The following is a 17,137-nucleotide window of genomic DNA, read 5'->3' as shown; positions in this document are numbered from 1 at the left end:
GCAGGGGGACGCTGGGCGCCGCCGTCAGCGCAGAGACGGCGGCACGGGCTTGCGGTTGATCGGTGTGACCGGCGTCCGGATGGCGACCGGGGTGCGGCGCGGCCCGGACCAGGGGGCGGGGACCGCGTCGATGTCCCGGGCGATCCGCATGGCCAGCGCCTCGTAGTTGACCCGCCAGCCCCGGAAGTGCGGCCATGCCTCCTCGGGGCCGCGCTCGGCCGGATAGCCCTGCTCCTCCATCCGCGCCACGCCGAGCAGGAAGTCCTCGTAGGTGAGTTCCAGCGGGCCGTCCGGGTGGGGGTCGGGGTCGTACGGGATGCCCTGGAGGTCGGCGATGTCGCGCAGGCACACGAACCCGGCGCGCAGTGCCATCCGTACGTCGGACTGCGGCTGGGAGGGGTTGAAGGCGAGCTGAAGGGCGGCCGCGTCCATCACCGAGAGGAGGGCGATCAGCCAGTTGCGGGTCGCCTTCGGCGAGCGGAAGTGGATGAGGACCGGGTAGGTGGTGTGGCTCTCGCCCACTTCGGCGCTCCACCGCTCCCAGTTGACGAACAGTTCGCCGACGCTGTTCACCAGGTCGACCTGGGCGTACCGGGCGAGGATCTCCGGCCCCCAGGGCGGGCTGCCCGCCCGTGCCTGGAGCAGGGTGACCTCGGTCTCGCGGCGCTGGTAGGCGGCGTACAGGGTGGGCAGGTAGCCGATCTGGAGGCCGATCACGATGGGGCCGGTAGCCGCCGCGCAGAAGTCGATCGCGTTCAGGGAGGCCCGGTTGCCCGCCGCGAAGCCGAGCGTGAAGAGCGAGGAGCCGGACTCGATCATCGACTCCCGCAGCCCGAGCCCGCTGACCGCCGCTTCGAGCAGCCCGTAGCCGATCATGAAGAAGAGGAGCCAGCCCATCAGGGTGACCACGATGGAGAGCGGGGCGACCGGCGCGAGGACCCGGTCCTTCGCCTCGGCCCCGCCGAGCAGGTCGGCCACCCGCTGGAAGGGCCAGCGCACCGCTTGTTGGACGATGCGGGTGAAGCTGGACCGGGTCGGCCGGGGAATCACCAGGGTGCGCAGCACCGAGGAGAAGATCCCGAGCACGAGGACGGCGCCGAGGACGCCGAACACTGCTCTCACCTGGACATGTTCCTTTCCGGTATGCCTGGCGGACCCTGACTCCCGCCGGCCACAGGAAGGTTACGTCGCCCCGCCGTCGGGGAACGGAAGGCACCGTTCCCCGGGGCTCGGGCCACCTGCTCACAGGCCGTGGCGGCGCTCCCCCAGGACCGCCTCGCAGACCTCGCGCTCCAGTTGCGCGGAGAACGGCGCGCGGCGCGCTTCCACCGCCCGGCGGGTCTCTTCCGCGATCAGATCGGCGTTGATCGCGGCCGCCGCCCGCACTCCGGCCGCGGCCGCGGCGATGACCTGGTCGGTCGGGTTGGCCACGTTCCCGGCCACCCACACCCCGGGCACCTCGGTCGCGCCGGTCGGGTCGGCGACGATCCGGGCGCCGACGACGGTGCCGCCCAGCTCCAGATCGGTGGGCTCAAGGCCGAGGGCGGCCAGCAGGCCCGCCCTCGGCGTCAACTTCGTTGCCACTGCCAGTACTTGACGTGCAATCAGGTGACCGCCGGCGAGGCGCAGCCCGGTGAGGCGGCCGTCGCGCGTCTCCAGTGCCGTGACCTCTCCCACCACCACCCGGACGCCCCGGGCGGCCAGCTCCTCGTACTGCCGGTCGTCCGGCTCTTCCATCGTGTGCAGGAAGAGCGTGATGTCCGCGCTCCACTGGCGCCACAGCAGGGCCTGGTGAACGGCGAGCGGTCCGGTGCCGAGGACGCCGATCGCCCGGTCGCGCACCTCCCAGCCGTGGCAGTACGGGCAGTGCAGCACGTCCGTGCCCCACAGCTCCGCGAGCCCGGGAACATCGGGGAGTTCGTCGACCAGGCCGGTGGTCACCAGGAGCCGGCGGGCGCGGAGTTCGCCGCCGTCGGCCAAGGTGACGCGGAAGGCGTCTTTCTGCCGCTCGGCACCGACCGCGCTGCCGGTCATGAACGCGACGCCGTAGCCCCGCGCTTCGGCCCGGCCGCGAGCCAGGAGTTCGCCGGGCGGGGTGCCCTCGTGTCCCAGGTAGGCGTGGACGCCGTCGGCCGGGGCGTTGCGGGGGTGGCCCGCGTCGACGACCATCACCGAGCGCCGCGCCCGGCCCAGGGTGAGCGCGCCGCTCAGCCCGGCCGCCCCGCCGCCGATCACCACCACGTCGTGGATGTCCTGACGGCCGCCGCCGGGAGTGCTGTTCATCGTGCGTTCCGTTCGCTCGTTCATGTGCGACACCTCCAATGCCGCGATGCTGCGCCCGGCCCGGCCCGGTTGACAAAACAACTTGCCGCTCCAGCAAATGGAGGGATGGCTCACGACGACGACCTCACCGATGTACTGACCGGCGTGGGGCCCCGGCTGCGGGCCCTGCGGCGCGCACGCGGCACGACGCTGGCCCAGGTCGGCGAGGCCACCGGGATCTCACTGAGCACCCTCTCCCGCCTGGAGTCCGGGCAGCGCAAGCCGACCCTGGAGCTGCTGCTTCCGCTGGCCAGGGAGTACCGGGTGCAGCTCGACGAGCTGGTCGGGGCCCCGGCGACCGGCGATCCCCGCATCCACCCGCGGCCCTTCACCCGGTACGGCCAGACCTTCGTGCCCCTGACCCGCTACCTCGGCGGCCTGCACGCGTACAAGCAGATCGTCCCGCCCCGCCAGGAGACCGACGGCGTGCGGCCGGAGCTGAACGTGCACGAGGGCTACGAGTGGCTGTACATCCTGTCGGGAAAGCTGTGGCTGGCGCTCGGCGAGCACGATCTGATCCTGACGGCGGGCGAGGCCGCCGAGTTCGACACCCGCACCCCGCACGGCTTCGCCAACGCGGGCGACCGGCCCGTGGAGTTCCTCTCGCTGTACGGAGCGCAGGGCGAGCGCATGCACGTACGAGCCCAGCCCGCGGGCGACTAACCCGGGGGCGCGGCGGCGGCCCAGCCCTGTTCGAGAAGGGCGAAGGCGCCTTCCACGGCCGCGCGTGAAGTGCTTGAACAGGGTGGTCGTGGACACGTCGGCGGCGTCCGCGATGTCCTTGATGGCGACCTGGTCGTAGCCCCGCTCCAGGAACAGCTTCAGCGCCGCGTCGGCCAGCGCCTGCTGGGTGGCCGCCTTCTTGCGCTCGTTCGTCGTCGCACAGCGCCGGGCCCCCGAACCGCTCCTGCCGCCCAGGGTGTTCACCGCCCACCGCAACTTCTCCCGGGCGTCCGCGCTGATCCTGGTGGCGGGCGTGGTCATGTTCGGCTGCGCGCTGTGCCTGCCGCTGTTCCAGCAGAGCGTCCAGGGCGCCTCGGCGTCCGACTCGGGGCTGCTGCTCCTGCCGATGGTGGTTCCGGTGGTGATCGCGTCGCAGCTGGGCGGCCGGTACATGGCACCCACCAGATCTTCCCGACCGGAGCCGTGGGGTGCGCGGCCGCCTTCGTCGCCGCCCTGTGCGTCGAGGAGCTCCCGCTGCGGGGCAAGCCCGAGCCGGTGCGGGCCGAGGCGACCGACAGGACCGCGTCGGCCGCGTGAAGCAAGCGGGCTACGGACGGCGGCGGGGCTTGCCGCGCTTGGCGCCGCTCTTCGGGGCGCCGGAGCCGCCGCGCGGGTTCTTCGCGCCGGGCTTGCCCCCCGTCTTGCCGGACCCCTTGCCCGCCGCGGGCTTGCGCTGGGCGCCGCCCTTGTCGGCACGCTTCTGCTTGGGCTGGGGCGGCGTCGGCGTACGGCCGCGGGAGCTGTTCACCGTGCGGCCGCGGACGATGCCGATGAACTCCTCGACCAGATCGGGAGTGACCTCCTCCTCGGGCCACGACAGCGCGACGCGCGACTCGGGGACGCCCGTGATCGTCCGGTAGGTGAGGTCCTTGCGGTGGTAGAGCCGGGCCAGCGACTGCGGGACGACGAGCAGCCCCACTCCGGCCGCCACCAGCTCGATGGCGTCCTCGGTCGTGGCCGGGCGCTCCAGGGCGGGACGGCCCGGCGGGCGCTCCCAGTCGAGGGTGTCGTCCAGGGGGTGCAGGACGATCTCGTCGGCCAGATCCTCGGCCGACACCTCCTCGACCGCCGCGACGAGGTGGTCCTTGGGGACCACGACGACCGTCGTCTCGGTATAGAGGGGAATCGCGCTGAGCTCCGCACGGTCGATCGGCAGCCGCACGAAGCCCGCGTCCGCGCCACGGCCGCGCAGCACGGCGGGCGCCTCGGCGGCGGAGACCGTGCTGAGGGTCAGGGGGACGTCGGGCAGCCGCTCGTTCCAGATCCGCACCCACTTGCTCGGCGTCACACCCGGAACGTAGGCGAGCCGGAACGATGGGGGTTCTTCCGAGCCTGTCACCCCGCCAGGTTACCGGTCGTGGTCAGCGGTATCGCACACGCTCGCTACTCTTGACACATGACGTCGCACCAGACCACCCAGACGATGAAGCCCGCGACCGCGGCGAAGAAGCTGGGTGTGTACCTCGAGGCCACCCCCGCCGAGTTCCAGGAGGGTGTCGTCTCGCGCACCGAGCTCAACGCCCTTCAGGCCGACCCGCCCCAGTGGCTCCAGGACCTGCGGCGCACCGGCCCGCACCCCCGTCCGGTGGTCGCGGCGAAGCTCGGTGTCTCCATCGCGGGTCTCGCGCGCGGCGGGGTCACCGAGGCCCTCACCACCGAGCAGATCGACGCGCTGAAGCAGGACAACCCCGAGTGGCTCCAGAAGGAGCGCGCCACTCAGGCCGAGGTCCGCAAGGAAGCGGTCCGCATCAAGGAGAAGCAGCAGCAGGACCGGGCGAAGGCGCAGCAGGCCGAGGAGCCCCGCGCCTGACCCACCCCATGGCGTGGACACACGCCGAGCGGCCGTACGAGAGCGCCGCTGACCACGTGCCGAGCACCTGCACCTGGTCAGCGGCGCTTTCGGCATCTGCGGCCAGGGTCCGCCCCAGGCCGTGCGCCAACCGGCTCGCCCGGCGCGGGGCGGACGGCATTCCTTCAGTCAAAACTGCTCAGGTAGAACTGGACAGTTTTGACTGAAGAATCTACGGTGACGGCATGGAAGACATCCCTCACGGCATCTCCGCGTCGGCCGTCCACGCGGCGCGCGACCTGCGGGTGGTGTTCAGCCGACTGCGGCGCCGGCTGCGCGAGGTCGCGGACACCCAGGACCTCACCCCGTCCCAGGTGTCCGCGCTGACCCTCATCGACAAGGGCGGTGCCGCGTCGGCCAGCGCCCTCGCCGCCACCGAGGGGGTGCGACCGCAGTCGATGGCCGCCACCCTCGCGGCGCTCGACCAGCGGGGCCTGATCCAGCGCACCCCCGACCCCGAGGACGGCCGCCGCCAGCTCGTCACGTTGACCCGGGCGGGCCGCGAGCGCGCCGAGGGCAACCGGCAGGCCCGGGCGGAGTGGCTCACCCAGGCCTTCCAGGACCGCTACACCGAGAAGGAACGCGCCACCATCACCGAGGCGATGGCTTTGCTGGAACGCCTCGCCCAGCCGTGACGCGCGGAGCGGCCGGACCCGGCCCCCTGACGCACACTTCCCCCGCCGCCGGGCGCGCGGGGTTCAACCGCAAGCTGATCGCCCCAATGATCCTGGGTTCGGTCCTCAACCCGGTCAACTCCTCGATGATCGCGGTGGCGTTGGTGCCGATCGGGCAGGCCTTCGGGGCGCCCGCGGGACAGACGGCGTGGCTGGTCTCCGCCCTCTATCTGGCGACCGCCATAGGCCAGCCCGTCATCGGACGGCTCGTCGACAGCTACGGCCCGCGCAGGCTGTACCTCATCGGTACGGCGCTGGTCGGCGTCGCCGGCCTGCTCGGCAGCTTCGCCCCGACCCTCGGCGTACTGATCGCGACCCGGGTGCTGCTCGGCTTCGGTACCTCGGCCGCCTATCCGGCGTCGATGTCCCTGACCCGCAGCGAGGCCGACCGCACCGGCGAGAAGAGCCCGGCCGGGGTCCTGACCGCGCTCGCCGTGTCGAACCAGGTCGTCGCCGTGATCGGCCCCACCCTGGGCGGGCTCCTCATCGGCCTGGGCGGCTGGCACTGGATCTTCGCCGTCAACGTGCCCCTCTCGGCCGCCTGCCTGATCCTCGGTGCCCGCCGCCTGCCGAAGGCACCCGCCGCCGAAAGCGCCGGGCCCGGAACACGGATCGACCTCGCGGGCATGGGCCTGTTCGCGGCGATGCTCATCGCCACCCTGCTGTTCCTGATGGGCCCTCAACTCGACCACTGGTACCTGCTGTTGATCGCCGCTGCGGCGGCAGGAGGCTTCGCGGTGCGGGAGTCGCGTGCCGCCCAGCCGTTCATCGACCTCCGGGTCTTCGGCGGCAACACCCCGCTGATGGCCACCTATCTGCGGCAGGTACTGAGCTTCGTCACCTCGTACGCCTTCCTCTACGGCTTCACGCAATGGCTGGAGGAAGGGCGCGGGCTGTCCGCGACGGCGGCCGGGCTCGTGCAGCTGCCGATGTCGTTGAGCGCGGTGCTGATATCCGCGACGACCGGGCGCCGCCCCCAGATCCGGGGCAAACTCCTCGTCGGCTCGCTCTGCCAACTGGCCGCCTGCGCGCTGATGGTGCTGCTGCACTCCGGCAGCCCGATCTGGCTGCTGCTCGCCGTCGGTCTGGTCATGGGGGCTCCGCAGGGACTCAACGGCCTGGCCAATCAGACCGCGCTGTACCACCAGGCCGACCCCGGCCGCATGGGCTCCGCCGCCGGGCTGCTCCGCACCTGCACCTATCTCGGCGCGATGATCGCCTCGTCGGCCGACGCCGCGTTCTTCCGGCACGGCGCCGACACGGCGGGCCTGCACGGGCTGGGCGTCTTCATGGGGGCCGGCGCCGTGCTGCTCACCGCGGTCACCCTCCTCGACCGCTCCCTGCGCCACCCCGCCCCCTCCGGCGCGGCGCTCCCCGAAACCACCAAAAACCCCTAGGACGAGGCCCGTTCAGCGGTCCCGCCCGACATCCCGTACGCAAGAAAGCAGGGCACCACCATGGCTCTCACCACGCTCGACCCGCGCACCGCGCTCGTCGTCATCGACCTCCAGCGCGGCATCGTCGCCGCCCCGACCCAGCCCCACGACTGCGCCGACGTGGTGGCCCGCTCGGCCGAACTCGCCGACGCCTTCCGCTCGCACCGGCTCCCCGTCGTCCTGGTCCGCGTCACGTTCGCCGCCGACGGGTCGGACCTCGTGCCCGGCCGCACGGAAGCCGCCCACGGCCGCGGCGGTGCGCGGCCCGAGGGCTGGGACGTCATCGTCGACGAGCTGGCCGGACACCCCGGGGACATCACGGTCACCAAGCGGAACTGGGGCGCCTTCCACGGCACCGATCTCGACGTCCAGCTCCGCCGCCGGGGCATCACCCAGATCGTGCTGACGGGCGTGGCCACCAGCATCGGCGTCGAGTCGACCGCCCGCGCCGCCCACGAGCACGGCTACCACGTCACCCTGGCCACCGACGCGATGACCGACATGGACCCCGAGGCGCACCGCAACAGCGTCGAGCGGATCTTCCCCCGCCTCGGCGAGTCCGGCACCACGGCGGAGATCATCGAACTGCTGGCCAAGACCCGCGCCAGCTGACGTCCCCCAACTCGCTTACGCAGTAGGCAAGTTGCGGAAGTCTCCCGGCCCCCGATCGGCATCGCTCGGGGGCCGGTCCTGTCGCGGCTCAGCGGTGCCGGACGGTCAGGCCGTCGAGGGTCAGGCCGATCAACCGCTCGGCCTGGTCACGCTGTTCGGGCCGGCCGGCGGCGAGGGCGATGCCGGTGAGGGCGGCGAAGAGGTCGGCCGTGGTGATGTCGGGCCGGATCGCGTCGGCGGCGAGCGCGGCGTCCATCAGCGAGTCCAGGGCGTCCTGGATCATCTCGCGGCTCCGCGTGAACGGGTGGATGCCCGCCGCGGAGAGGGCGCGCAGGGCGTCGGCCATGCCGTGCTTCGCCGTCGCGTAGTCGAGGAAGCGGCCCATCCAGGCACGCAGCGCCTCGCGGGGCGGCAGGGCGGCCAGGAGTTCGGGGGCGGCGTCGCACAGCCGGGCCAGCTCGTTGCGGTAGGCGGCCTCGATCAGGGCGTCCCGGGTGGGGAAGTTGCGGTAGAGGGTGCCGATGCCGACCCCCGCTTCCTTGGCGATCCGCTCCAGATGGGCGTCGAGGCCCTGCTCGGCGAACGTCCGCGCCGCGACGGCCAGGATCTTGTCCCGGTTGCGTCGCGCGTCGGCCCGCAGCGGCCGCTTCGATTCGTCCCCCACGGGACCTCCCTCTCCCTGTTCCGATACGCGATCCCACCGCGCGGCCGCCAAGTGGAGCCTCCTCCGCTTATGCTGGAACCGGTGGCGCCTCCGCTTTCACTCTAAGGCACTCTTCGCGCTGCCCATCGCCCTTCACCAACGAACGAGGTAGGCATGTCAGGCATCCGGACCGCACCCAGGGAAATCGTGGAGACCGTGCGGGACAAGGTCGTCGCCATCACCGGTGCCAGCGCCGGCATCGGCAAGGCGACCGCTCTGCTGCTGGCCGCCCGGGGAGCCACCGTCGTGCTCGGCGCCCGCCGCGCGGAGCGGCTCGACGCGGTCGTCGAAAGGATCACCGCGGCCGGTGGCACCGCCGCCGCCGTGCCGGTCGACGTCACACGCCGCGAGGATCTCTCCGCGCTCGTGGCCGCCGCGACGGAGCGCTACGGCAGGCTCGACGCGCTGGTCGGCAACGCGGGCCTCGGCGCCGTCTCCCCCCTGGACGACCTGCGCGTCGACGACTGGGACGCCATGATCGACGTCAACGTCAAGGGAGTTCTGTACGGAATCGCCGCGGCGCTGCCCGTCTTCCGCCGCCAGGGATTCGGCCACTTCGTGAACGTCTCGTCGACCGCCGCCCGCCGCACCGTCCCCCACCAGGCGGTCTACTCCGCGACCAAGGCCGCCGTGCACGCCCTCTCCGAGGGGCTGCGCCAGGAAGCGGGCGACGCCCTGCGCGTCACGCTCATCACCCCGGGCTTCGTCAGGACGGACTTCGTCGACAGCACCGCGAACCCCGAGGTGCGGGCTCAACTCCTCGCCTCCCGCGACACGTTCGCCATCGAACCCGCCGCGATCGCCCGCGCCATCGGCTACGCGATCGAGCAGCCGGACGACGTGGACGTCAGCGAGGTCGTCGTACGCCCCACCGCCCAGAGCTGACGGCCCCCGCCAGGGCGCCGGTCAGCGCACCCACGTCTCGGTGAGGGACTGCACGGCCGAGCCGTCGACGTCGGCGAGTTTGGTGGCCGTGAAGTCCCGGGCCCAGTCCGAGGTCTGGATCCGGAAGGGCGGGCTCGCGTCGGTGAGCGCGGCGATGACGGGCGCCGCGGCCTCGGCCGGGCTCTGGGCCTGGGCGAAGGACTGGGTGGTGCGTTCGATGTAAGCCCGCAGCGCGGGCGCGTAGGGACCGGCGGCGTCCAGCAGAGCGGGTACGTCGATGTCCAGGCTCGCGACGAACTCGCTGGCCACGGCGCCCGGCTCCACGACGCTGACCTTGACGCCGACCGCCCCGGCCACCGGCGCGAGGGACTCCATGAAGCCCTCCACGGCGAACTTGGCCGCGCAGTACGCCTCGTTGAAGGGCTGCCCCACCACACCGCCCACGCTGGTGACGGTGACGACCCGGCCCCGCGAAGCCCGCAGATGCGGCAGGGCGGCACGGGTCACCTCGACGACGCCGAAGTAGTTGACCTCCATCGCGGCGCGCACCGGACCCATCCCGTCCTGCTCCACCGTCCCCACGCACCCGGCGCCCGCGTTGTTCACCAGCGCGTCGAGGCGTCCGTACTCGGCGATGACCTCGCCCAGACAGGAGACGACGGACCCCGCGTCGACGACGTCCAGGCGCTTCACGTCGATACGGTCGACGACGCCCGCCTCTGCCGCGGCCTCGCGCAGCCGGCCCGCCTTCCCGGTGTCGCGCATCGTCGCCACGACCCGCAGCCCGGCCCCGGCCGCACCGACCGCGGCGGCCAGCCCGATGCCGGAGGAGGTGCCGGTGATCAGCACGGTGCGTTCGGCGGTCATGGAGCTCTCCTCGCTTCGTGACCCGGCCCCTTCGCGGGCGTACGGATCGTCATGTGTCCGACACCGGGTGACCGGCCTCGATGTCCAAGCCGTCGCTCAGGCGGAACGGCTTCCAGCCGAACGACCGCGGGCCGGTCGCCTCCAGCGGGGCGAGCAGGAACCCGACGTGGTCGCCGCCTTCGGTGCGCCCCTCCACGCGGCCCACGAACCAGCCCGGCGCCTCGTCCAGCAGCACCGCGCCGGCCGGGCCCACGTGCCAGGCGACGTCAGCGAACTTGTCGACCTCGTCGCCCGTCAGGCCGCCGAAGTGCGCGGCCAGTCCGTGCTGGTCGCGGCCCAGCAGGTGCACGGCCAGGACGTCGGCCGAAGAGGCCACGCGGTACGTCCTGTTGGCCGTGGACAGCCACACCATGAAGCGGACGGGCTCGATGGAGCACTGCGAGGCGAACCCCACGAGGCACCCGGCCCGCTCCCCACCGGCCGCCGCCGTCACGACGTACATCGGACAGTCGAGGCCGTCGAGGAACTCCTGCATGGCACTCACGCCGCTCAACCGCCCTCCTCGTCGTCCGCGCGCTGCGCCCAGCCGATCACACGAACCGGCCCGCGGCACGCCACGGGTCGGCCGATCGGCCGAAACAGGCCGACCCGCCCGATCGCACGAGTGTAGAGGCGGGGGCGGGGGGAACCCGGACGGTGCGCGGACCCGAGGTGCCGTGCACGCACGGCACCCGCCGTCCGCACCCCGCACCCATCGTCCATAGGAAGGGACTCCTTCACCATGGAGAACATCTGGGCCTATCCGGAGGCCGCCGCGTACCAGCCGGGTACCGACCTCACCGGGTACAAGGTCGAGGCCACCGACGGAAGCATCGGCAAGGTCGACAAGTACTCCGAGGAGGTCAGCTCCTCGTACATCGTGGTCGACACCGGCCCGTGGATCTTCGGCAAGCACGTGCTGCTCCCGGCCGGGGTCCTCACGCGCATCGACCCGGCCGAGAAGAAGATCTACGTCGCCTGCACCAAGGAACAGATCAAGGACTCCCCCGAGTTCGACAAGGAGAAGCACCTCGGGGACTCGGCCTACCACGAGCAGATCGGCGGCTACTACGGGCGCCCGCACATGTGACGCCCCCGTCCCCCACTGATGCCCGGCCGCCCATCGCGGCCGGGCATCGGTCGGTTCACGTGGAGCGGAGACGAACACACCTGCGGGAGGACGCCGTTCAGGCCGCGGCGAGCCACCCTTCGAGTACGGCTTCCCGGCCGCGCGAGCGCAGGACACCGGGCTCCGCCGTACGCCCCCAGTCGAGCAGGGCGGCGGGCGAGGACGTGCCGCGGACGAAGCGGTCGAGCAGCGCGTGGGAGAGGTCGATCTCGCGTCGGCTGTAGGCGGTCGCGGCGCCGGACAGGACGGGTGCCTCGAAGCGGCCGTCCCCGGCGGTGATCACCACCGTCATCTCTTCGGGGCTGTCCGGGACCCACATGTCCAGGGCGGCCGCGGCCACCGACGCCGCGCGGCCGGCCCACCGCGCGCCCGTCGAGCGGACCGGCGCGCCGGTCACCTCCAGGGCGGCCACCTCGGACCAGGGCCACTGCCTCGGCTCGGGCCCGGTGACCAGCAGGGAACCGGCCGTCAGCAGCACGGCCGGGCCCGTGGTGGCGCCGGGCGCGCCGAGGTGGACGTGCTCCGCGTCGATCCAGAAGAGACCGACCAGGTGGCCGGACTTCTCGGGACCCGGGGACGGCGGTGTCGGTGTCGGTTCCACAGCAGACTCCGTGGTGTCGTGCAGACGTTTCCGACAGACCCTAGACGATCTTTTGGAAACCTTTGACCGAAGCCGACTGGTTTCGGTCGGGCCCCGGCTGCCGCGCCACCGAACGCCGCCCTCAAGCCGATCCGGCCGACTCCTGCCCGGGCGCGACCGGAGCGCCGGGCACGGCGGCAGGCGTTTCCGGCGGGCTCGACGGCGCTTCGGTGATGTCGAGGAACACCTGGTCCGCCTCCGGCCACGCCTTCACCACGGCCGCCTTGATGCGCTCGGAGACCACCTCGACGTCCTCGCTGTCGAGCCCTGGCCGCAGGTCGACCCGGGCCGCGACGAGGGTGGAGTCGAGGCCGAGCCGCATCGTCAGCAGACTGGCCACGGAGTCGATCTCGGGCTGCTCGTCGAGCAACGCCCGGATGCTGTCGCGGAGTTCGGGATCCACCGCTTCGCCGATGAGCTGGTCCCGGGCCTCCTTGCCGAGCCGGTACGCCACGTACACCAGGAGCAGCCCGATGCACAGCGACGCCGAGGCCTCCCAGACCGCCCGGCCGGTGGCCATGTGCAGCGCCATCCCCGCCGCGGCGAGCAGCACGCCGACCACCGCGGTGCCGTCCTCCGCCACGACCGTGCGCAGCGCCGGGTCGTCGCCGATCCCGGCGCCGCGCCGGCCGCGCACCTGGTACAGGGCGCGCAGCAGCGAGCCGCCCTCGGCGACCAGCGCCACGCCGAGCACGGACAGCCCGGCGACGTACCCGGCGGTGGACTCCTGGTGGTCCGAACGCAGTGCGTCGACGCCCTGGAGGAAGGAGAAGCAGCCGCCCATCACGAAGATGCCGACGGCGGCGAGCAGGGACCAGAAGTAGCGCTCCTTGCCGTAGCCGAAGGGGTGGTGCTGGTCGGCCGGGCGACGGCTGCGGCGCAGCGCCGCGAGGAGGAAGACCTCGTTCATGCTGTCGGCCACCGAGTGCGCCGCCTCCGAGAGCAGGGCGGGCGACCCGGCCAGCACCCCGGCGCCCGCTTTGGCGGCGGCGATGAGGAGATTGGCCCCGAGCGCCACCAGCACGGTCAACCGGGTCTTGCGGTCCTTCTCGTTCACGGTCACTGGTCCATGTCCCCGCGTCAGCGCCAGATGTGACGTGCCATCAGATGCTTCTCCTTCGAAGAGGGAGCCGGCGCGGTCCGGGGCCGCTCACTCACCGGCGGCCCTCGCTGCGCGAGCCCGCGTAGGCGCGGCGCTTGCGCGCGGACGAGGCCTCCTCCGAGTCCTCCTCCTCGACGTCCGGCTCGGGCTCGTCCTCGTACTCCTCGTCGTACTCCTGGTCCGGCTCGGCCTCGTACTCCTGCTCGGGCTCGGCCTCGTACTCCTCGTCGGGCCCGGCCTCGTCCTCGTACTCCTCCTCCGGCTCGGCCCCGTCCTCTTCCTCCTCCGGCTCCTCCGGCTCGGCCTCGTCCTCGCCGTCGTCCTGGGCCTCGGGGGCCTCGCCCTCCTGCGGCTCGCGCTCCTCTTCCTCCTCGGCGACGGCGTCCTCGTGGCTGACGACCACCTCGCCGTCCCTGATCTCGCCGCGCCAGCCGCCCTCGGCCTCGCCGCGCAGCGCGATGTGGCGCGCGAAGTTCTTGAGGTCGAGCCGGGCCCGGCGGCCCTGGGCGCGCCAGATGTTGCCGGTCTTCTCGAACAGCCCCTTGGGGTAGTACTCCATGACCAGCAGCACGCGGGTGAGGTTCTCGGCGAGCCGGTGGAAGGTGACGACGCCCTTGACGGTGCCCTTGGCGCCCTCGGAGGTCCAGGCGAGGCGCGCGTCCGGCACCTGCTCGGTGGTGTGCGCCTTCCAACTGCGGCTGGACCAGAAGACCTTGACGTTCCAGTCCGACGTGGTGTCGTTGGCCACGGTCGCGCTCTTGACGCCCTTGGCGAAGGTGGCGAACGACTGGAACTGGGTCCACTGGTCGTAGGCCTCGCGCACCGGGACGCCCACGTCCACGCTCTCCATGATCACGGTGGGCTTGCGACCGGAGCCGCCCTTCTTGCGCTTGCCGCCCAGCCCTTTGAACATCTCCTTCGCGTTGTCCTTGAGGTGCGAGGCACCCATCTCCACGGCGGCGCGGACGGGCCCCTTGCCCTCGGCGACCTTGAGGCCGCCTTCGAGCGCCAGCTTCGCGAAGCCGGGACTGCGCCCCTCGGCGATGTCGTTGAGCTTGCCCGTGGTCTCGCCGAGCTTGTGGCCCACGCCCACGAGGAGGCGCTCCCCCTGGGCGAGCAGATAGGCCTGGAGCTCCTGCTTCAGGCGGTCGGCCGCGGGGCTCTGCGTCAGCGGAATCTTCGTCTCAGCCACGGTCGTCACCGCCCTGGCGCCGGCTCGCCGTCTTCTTGGCCGGGGCCCGCTTGGCCGTGCGCTGCACGGACTTGGCGGTCTTCTTGGCCGCACCCGCCTTGGCCGAGGGCGACTTGGCTGCTGTCCGTCCCGTCGAGCGGGACTTCGCCGACGACCCGCCCTCCCTGCTCGACGCCGAGCGTGAGGACCCGGACGACCTCGACGACCTCGACGACTTGGCCGGGGGCTCGTCCTCCTCGTCCAGCCCGTCCTCGTCGTCGCGTTCGTCGTCCCGCGCCGACCCGGATATGTCCGGCACCACGCCCGAGATGCGGTCCTGCACGCCCTGCGTGCGGTCGTGCAGGCGGTCGGCGATGCCCTCGATCTGCCGGTTGAGGAGCGCACCCGTCGCGGCCTTGCCGACTCCGCGCAGATCCTCGCGCAACTGGTCGCCGATCTCCTTGAACTGCGGGTTGTCGGCCAGTTGGGCCGCCGCGAAGTCCGCGATCGCCCGCGGACTCAGTTGCAGGCGCTTGCCCATGACCAGTGTCCCGATACCGAAGGCGAGTTTCGCCTTCTTCGTACGCCCGAGCAGATAGCCCGCGCCCACCGCGAGCCCCAATCCCAGCCGGTTGTTCATGCCTGACCGTCCTCTTCTCGTCCGTCCCGCGAGGGAGATTTCGTGGAGGCCTCATCACACCGGGTAGCCAACAGGGCCAAAGCCAAACCCGGGGCCGGGCGGCGGCGGACGACGCGCCCCGCCGCGTCCTCGGGGCCACTCTCGTGGCCACCCCGCCCCAGAGTTCCGTGTCTACGCAGGTCACGGCGGGTTCTTCGTCCCGGCGTCCCAGATGCCCGGCCGCGTCTTGTGTGCTGTGCGAGACCCCGTCGATGCTTCTCACGTGGTCATAACGCCCCGTCGTGGAGGGCGGTGGGCCGGGATCGGAGGGACGACGGTCATGGCCCATCGATGGGGGAACGGGCGCGGCCGAGCCGATCGCGCCGGGGGTGGTGGCCTTATTCGCCACCGCGGCCGGGTTCGCGCCCGCCGCGCACGCGGGGCCCTCGTGCAGCTCCCTGGGTTGTCCGAGGACGGTGAACGACCCTGGACACAGGACGCGCACGCACCCCGCCCGAGGCCGGAACCAGTCTCGACCCGCCACCGCGACGAGGACGACAGGCCCTGGGCGAAGGGGGGTTGACCCGCGCCCGCGAGCCTGTCCGCGGCGCCCGGACGCCCGGCGGACGCGGTCCCGCAGCCGCTGGTGGGAGCCCGTGTCCGTACGTCTACTCTGGTGCCGCCAGGCCGTGCGGTGACGGCCACCAGGGAACGGAGCATGGGGTGCCAGCGGGGGAAGAGAACGACGGGGCGCTGATCGGCACGGTACTCGGCGGCCGCTACCGGGTGACCTCGACGATCGGCCGCGGCGGCATGGGCGTGGTCGCCCGCGCCGTGGACGAGATGCTCGACCGCGAGGTCGCCGTCAAGATCCTGCGCGCCTATACCGACGTGTCCGCTCCCGAACTGGCCGATCTGCGCGCCCGCATGCGGCGCGAGGCGCAGGCCGCCGCCCGCATCCGGCACAGCGGCGTCGTCACCGTGCACGACGTGACCGAGGAGCGGGGCCTTCCGGTCATCGTCATGGAGCTCGTGGACGGCCCCTCCCTCGACGACGTACTGACCGAGCGGGGCCCGCTGGACCCGCGCGAGGCCGCCGCGATCGGCGCGAAGCTGATGGACGCGCTCGACGCCGCACACCGGGCCGGGGTGCTGCACCGGGACGTGAAGCCGGGCAACATCCTGCTGGAGCGAGGCGGCCGGGTCGTGCTGACCGACTTCGGCATCGCCACGATGGACGCCTCGGGCGACGACGCCATGGCCAAGCTCACCCGCAGCGGCGAGATCGTCGGCTCGCTCGACTTCCTGCCGCCGGAGCGCGCGCAGGGCCACGAGCCCGGCCCCGCCTCCGACATCTGGTCGCTCGGCATGACCCTGTACGCGGCGGTCGAGGGCACTTCGCCGTTCCGCCGCACGTCGGTGTGGTCCACGCTGTCGGCGATCGTCACCGAGCCGCTGCCCCCGGCCGGGCGGGCGGGTGCGCTCACGCCGGTGCTCCAGGCCCTGATGGCGAAGGAGCCGGAGCACCGGCCGACCGCCGAGCAGGCGCGCCGGCTGCTCGACGAGGTGGCCGCGCACGGCACGGTGAGCCTCGCCCCGGCCCCCGCTCCCACGCCGCCCCCGGCCGGGTTCGGCCCGCCGCCCCCACCGCTGCCCCTGGCCGAGATACAGCCCCAGCCGCAGTTCGGCCACCCCGCGCCCAGCGTGCCGCAGCACCACGACGCCTCCGTGCACGGGCCCGCGGCCGGTCGGGGCCGTCGGCGCGGCCATACGGTCGTCGCGGCCGCGGCCGCGGTGGTGCTCGCCGGAGGCGGGATCGCCTACGCCCTGGCGGGCGGGGGCGACGACAAGCCAGCCGGCGGGGGAACCCGGGCCGCCGGGCCGGGCGCCCGTACTTCCCCGGACGGCGACGGATCGAGCGCGGCCAGCCTGGCCGGCGGCGCGGCGGACACCCCGGACGCCACGCGGTCCGCGCATCCCGGCGACAGAGCGTCGGCCTCCCCCTCGCGACCGGGCGCCTCGGCGCAACCGAGCAGCAGCGCGAGCAGCGCCAAGCCCTCGGCTTCGGCGTCGGCCAAACCCAGCCCGGTGTCGACGAGTTGCACCGGCTGGAGCCACAAGGACCCGGCCCCGGGCTCCTACGGATACATGGCCGGGGACTACCACCTGCAGACCGGCCCGTACCAGGCCTGCCCTTCCGTCTCACTCGCCAAGTCCGGCACGAAGCTCTGGTACCACTGCTACGTGACCAACGCCAAGGGCAACCGGTGGACCTACGTCCGCGTGGCGGGCACCGATACGGCGGGCTGGATGTCCAACGACAACATGAACCGCCAGAAGGGGCCTTCCACGCCCTGCTGAACCGC

The 17,137-nt window shown here is 72.6% G+C and carries 18 protein-coding genes and 1 pseudogene; 8 read left to right on the top strand and 11 right to left on the bottom strand.

The window, feature by feature from the left end:
- Positions 1 to 24: 24 nt before the first annotated feature.
- The gene (locus AC07F3_RS04335) at positions 25 to 1,122 is read right to left on the bottom strand and encodes a hypothetical protein (protein WP_479110299.1); all 1,098 of its coding nucleotides are present in this window, start codon (positions 1,120 to 1,122) and stop codon (positions 25 to 27) included.
- A 120-nt stretch (positions 1,123 to 1,242) separates the two neighbouring features.
- On the bottom strand, positions 1,243 to 2,307 hold the full coding sequence (locus AC07F3_RS04330; protein WP_479110297.1) for an NAD(P)/FAD-dependent oxidoreductase: 1,065 nt from the start codon (positions 2,305 to 2,307) through the stop codon (positions 1,243 to 1,245).
- Positions 2,308 to 2,388: 81 nt separating this feature from the next.
- On the opposite strand from AC07F3_RS04330, the gene AC07F3_RS04325 reads away from it, so the two are divergent.
- On the top strand, positions 2,389 to 2,985 hold the full coding sequence (locus tag AC07F3_RS04325; protein WP_479110295.1) for a helix-turn-helix domain-containing protein: 597 nt from the start codon (positions 2,389 to 2,391) through the stop codon (positions 2,983 to 2,985).
- 66 nt (positions 2,986 to 3,051) lie between these two features.
- On the opposite strand, the pseudogene AC07F3_RS04320 reads toward AC07F3_RS04325, so the two are convergent.
- Both AC07F3_RS04320 and AC07F3_RS04315 read right to left on the bottom strand, forming a co-directional pair.
- A pseudogene (locus tag AC07F3_RS04320) lies at positions 3,052 to 3,240 on the bottom strand (TetR/AcrR family transcriptional regulator); the annotation flags it as partial.
- A gap of 352 nt (positions 3,241 to 3,592) precedes the next feature.
- A complete protein-coding gene (locus tag AC07F3_RS04315; RefSeq protein WP_479110293.1) occupies positions 3,593 to 4,384 on the bottom strand; it encodes a LysR family transcriptional regulator substrate-binding protein in 792 nt (263 codons plus the stop codon).
- Between the two features lie 57 nt (positions 4,385 to 4,441).
- Between AC07F3_RS04315 and AC07F3_RS04310 the strand changes: the two genes are divergently transcribed.
- From AC07F3_RS04310 to AC07F3_RS04295, 4 genes are all read left to right on the top strand, one after another.
- Positions 4,442 to 4,855, top strand: a complete 414-nt coding sequence (locus AC07F3_RS04310) for a DUF5997 family protein (RefSeq protein ID WP_469492018.1) — start codon at positions 4,442 to 4,444, stop codon at positions 4,853 to 4,855.
- Between the two features lie 224 nt (positions 4,856 to 5,079).
- Entirely contained in the window at positions 5,080 to 5,529 is a 450-nt protein-coding gene (locus AC07F3_RS04305; RefSeq protein ID WP_479110290.1) for a MarR family winged helix-turn-helix transcriptional regulator, read from the top strand.
- Positions 5,530 to 5,615: 86 nt separating this feature from the next.
- Positions 5,616 to 6,965 carry an MFS transporter gene (locus tag AC07F3_RS04300; RefSeq protein WP_479110288.1) on the top strand — a complete coding sequence of 450 codons (1,350 nt, stop codon included), beginning with the start codon at positions 5,616 to 5,618 and terminating at the stop codon, positions 6,963 to 6,965.
- Between the two features lie 60 nt (positions 6,966 to 7,025).
- Positions 7,026 to 7,616: a hydrolase gene (locus tag AC07F3_RS04295; protein ID WP_479110286.1), complete on the top strand. Its 591-nt coding sequence runs from the start codon at positions 7,026 to 7,028 to the stop codon at positions 7,614 to 7,616.
- A gap of 88 nt (positions 7,617 to 7,704) precedes the next feature.
- Here the strand turns inward: AC07F3_RS04295 and AC07F3_RS04290 are convergent, their stop codons facing one another.
- Positions 7,705 to 8,280: a TetR/AcrR family transcriptional regulator gene (locus AC07F3_RS04290; RefSeq protein ID WP_479110284.1), complete on the bottom strand. Its 576-nt coding sequence runs from the start codon at positions 8,278 to 8,280 to the stop codon at positions 7,705 to 7,707.
- Between the two features lie 186 nt (positions 8,281 to 8,466).
- Here AC07F3_RS04290 and AC07F3_RS04285 point away from each other — a divergent pair, with 186 nt between their 5' ends.
- A complete protein-coding gene (locus AC07F3_RS04285; RefSeq protein WP_479110622.1) occupies positions 8,467 to 9,204 on the top strand; it encodes an SDR family oxidoreductase in 738 nt (245 codons plus the stop codon).
- A gap of 21 nt (positions 9,205 to 9,225) precedes the next feature.
- Here the strand turns inward: AC07F3_RS04285 and AC07F3_RS04280 are convergent, their stop codons facing one another.
- Both AC07F3_RS04280 and AC07F3_RS04275 read right to left on the bottom strand, forming a co-directional pair.
- Positions 9,226 to 10,071 carry an SDR family NAD(P)-dependent oxidoreductase gene (locus AC07F3_RS04280; protein WP_479110282.1) on the bottom strand — a complete coding sequence of 282 codons (846 nt, stop codon included), beginning with the start codon at positions 10,069 to 10,071 and terminating at the stop codon, positions 9,226 to 9,228.
- 49 nt (positions 10,072 to 10,120) lie between these two features.
- Complete coding sequence (locus tag AC07F3_RS04275) at positions 10,121 to 10,615, bottom strand: flavin reductase family protein (RefSeq protein WP_479110620.1); 495 nt, start codon at positions 10,613 to 10,615, stop codon at positions 10,121 to 10,123.
- Between the two features lie 237 nt (positions 10,616 to 10,852).
- Between AC07F3_RS04275 and AC07F3_RS04270 the strand changes: the two genes are divergently transcribed.
- Positions 10,853 to 11,200, top strand: coding sequence for a PRC-barrel domain-containing protein (locus AC07F3_RS04270; RefSeq protein ID WP_479110281.1), 348 nt, complete (start codon positions 10,853 to 10,855; stop codon positions 11,198 to 11,200).
- A 97-nt stretch (positions 11,201 to 11,297) separates the two neighbouring features.
- Here AC07F3_RS04270 and AC07F3_RS04265 read toward each other — a convergent pair whose 3' ends face one another.
- The 4 genes from AC07F3_RS04265 to AC07F3_RS04250 all read right to left on the bottom strand — a co-directional run bounded on the left by AC07F3_RS04265 (position 11,298) and on the right by AC07F3_RS04250 (position 14,792).
- Positions 11,298 to 11,840, bottom strand: a complete 543-nt coding sequence (locus tag AC07F3_RS04265) for a hypothetical protein (RefSeq protein WP_479110279.1) — start codon at positions 11,838 to 11,840, stop codon at positions 11,298 to 11,300.
- 121 nt (positions 11,841 to 11,961) lie between these two features.
- Positions 11,962 to 12,969 (bottom strand): cation diffusion facilitator family transporter, encoded by a 1,008-nt coding sequence (locus AC07F3_RS04260; RefSeq protein WP_479110618.1) that lies wholly within the window; start codon positions 12,967 to 12,969, stop codon positions 11,962 to 11,964.
- Positions 12,970 to 13,033: 64 nt separating this feature from the next.
- Positions 13,034 to 14,173, bottom strand: a complete 1,140-nt coding sequence (locus AC07F3_RS04255; protein WP_479110277.1) for an SRPBCC family protein — start codon at positions 14,171 to 14,173, stop codon at positions 13,034 to 13,036.
- Entirely contained in the window at positions 14,166 to 14,792 is a 627-nt protein-coding gene (locus AC07F3_RS04250) for a DNA primase (RefSeq protein WP_479110275.1), read from the bottom strand. Before AC07F3_RS04250 ends, AC07F3_RS04255 begins: the two co-directional genes overlap by 8 nt.
- A gap of 702 nt (positions 14,793 to 15,494) precedes the next feature.
- Here AC07F3_RS04250 and AC07F3_RS04245 point away from each other — a divergent pair.
- The gene (locus AC07F3_RS04245) at positions 15,495 to 17,132 is read left to right on the top strand and encodes a serine/threonine-protein kinase (RefSeq protein WP_479110274.1); all 1,638 of its coding nucleotides are present in this window, start codon (positions 15,495 to 15,497) and stop codon (positions 17,130 to 17,132) included.
- Positions 17,133 to 17,137 lie beyond the last annotated feature (5 nt).

The organism is Streptomyces sp. NPDC045846, from assembly GCF_056431605.1.
The sequence above is the reverse complement of the archived record's forward strand: the minus strand, read 5'-3'. Positions and strand labels throughout refer to the sequence as shown.

What these genes read in the sequence shown, in the direction of transcription:
- AC07F3_RS04280 (WP_479110282.1), bottom strand. Translation starts at nt 10,071, where the DNA reads ATGACCGCCGAACGCACCGTGCTGATCACCGGCACCTCCTCCGGCATC.
- AC07F3_RS04250 (WP_479110275.1), bottom strand. Translation starts at nt 14,792, where the DNA reads ATGAACAACCGGCTGGGATTGGGGCTCGCGGTGGGCGCGGGCTATCTG.
- AC07F3_RS04270 (WP_479110281.1), top strand. Translation starts at nt 10,853, where the DNA reads ATGGAGAACATCTGGGCCTATCCGGAGGCCGCCGCGTACCAGCCGGGT.
- AC07F3_RS04310 (WP_469492018.1), top strand. Translation starts at nt 4,442, where the DNA reads ATGACGTCGCACCAGACCACCCAGACGATGAAGCCCGCGACCGCGGCG.
- AC07F3_RS04325 (WP_479110295.1), top strand. Translation starts at nt 2,389, where the DNA reads ATGGCTCACGACGACGACCTCACCGATGTACTGACCGGCGTGGGGCCC.
- AC07F3_RS04295 (WP_479110286.1), top strand. Translation starts at nt 7,026, where the DNA reads ATGGCTCTCACCACGCTCGACCCGCGCACCGCGCTCGTCGTCATCGAC.
- AC07F3_RS04305 (WP_479110290.1), top strand. Translation starts at nt 5,080, where the DNA reads ATGGAAGACATCCCTCACGGCATCTCCGCGTCGGCCGTCCACGCGGCG.
- AC07F3_RS04330 (WP_479110297.1), bottom strand. Translation starts at nt 2,307, where the DNA reads ATGAACGAGCGAACGGAACGCACGATGAACAGCACTCCCGGCGGCGGC.
- AC07F3_RS04300 (WP_479110288.1), top strand. Translation starts at nt 5,616, where the DNA reads ATGATCCTGGGTTCGGTCCTCAACCCGGTCAACTCCTCGATGATCGCG.